Below are 1,247 nucleotides of genomic sequence, written 5' to 3'. Positions count from 1 at the left end.
CGGGCTACATGCTTACCCCAGGACAACCATCGCCTGGGCTGAGCTACCCTCCTGCGTCACCCCATCGCTCACCTACTACCCCCTCGGGCCCCACGCTCCCCAACCAACATCCCCCGAAGGAGACGAAGGCGGTTCGGGTGGTTAGCATCAGAGGATTCAGCGTTGGCGCATACCAGCGGGTACGGGAATATCAACCCGTTGTCCATCGACTACGCCTGTCGGCCTCGCCTTAGGTCCCGACTTACCCTGGGCGGATTAGCCTGCCCCAGGAACCCTTGGTCATCCGGCGGGAGAGTTTCTCACTCTCCATTCGCTACTCATGCCTGCATTCTCACTCCCACAGCCTCCACCACTCGATCACTCGGCGGCTTCACCGGCTGCAGGACGCTCCCCTACCCATCACACCCCAAGGGATGCAATGCCACGGCTTCGGCGGTGTGCTTGAGCCCCGCTACATTGTCGGCGCGGAATCACTTGACCAGTGAGCTATTACGCACTCTTTCAAGGATGGCTGCTTCTAAGCCAACCTCCTGGTTGTCACGGCAACTCCACATCCTTTCCCACTTAGCACACGCTTAGGGGCCTTAGCCGATGATCTGGGCTGTTTCCCTCTCGACTACGAAGCTTATCCCCCGCAGTCTCACTGCCACGCTCTCACTTACCGGCATTCGGAGTTTGGCTGACGTCAGTAACCTTGTCGGGCCCATCGGCCATCCAGTAGCTCTACCTCCGGCAAGAAACACGCAACGCTGCACCTAAATGCATTTCGGGGAGAACCAGCTATCACGGAGTTTGATTGGCCTTTCACCCCTAACCACAGGTCATCCCCCAGGTTTTCAACCCTGGTGGGTTCGGGCCTCCACACCGTCTTACCGGCGCTTCACCCTGCCCATGGCTAGATCACCCCGCTTCGGGTCTACAGCATGCGACTAAAAACGCCCTATTCAGACTCGCTTTCGCTACGGCTACCCGCCACCGGTTAACCTCGCCACACACCATAACTCGCAGGCTCATTCTTCAAAAGGCACGCCATCACCAACAACACCCGAAAGCATTGAGGAGGCTCTGACGGCTTGTAGGCACACGGTTTCAGGTACTATTTCACGACCCCTCACCGGGGCACTTTTCACCTTTCCCTCACGGTACTGGTCCGCTATCGGTCATCAGGAAGTATTCAGCCTTACCACGTGGTCGTGGCAGATTCACACGGGATTTCACGGGCCCCGTGCTACTCGGGAACACACCCA

At 58.3% G+C, this 1,247-nt stretch carries 1 rRNA gene; it reads right to left on the bottom strand.

Annotated elements, in window-relative coordinates:
- Nucleotides 1-1,247: ribosomal RNA gene (locus tag ACA361_RS42240) — 23S ribosomal RNA — on the bottom strand; the annotation flags it as partial.

The sequence above is a fragment of the Actinomadura sp. 21ATH genome (assembly GCF_041951345.1).
GTDB lineage: Bacteria > Actinomycetota > Actinomycetes > Streptosporangiales > Streptosporangiaceae > Spirillospora.
Note: the sequence above shows the minus strand (reverse complement) of the source record. Positions and strands in the feature narration are given on the sequence as shown.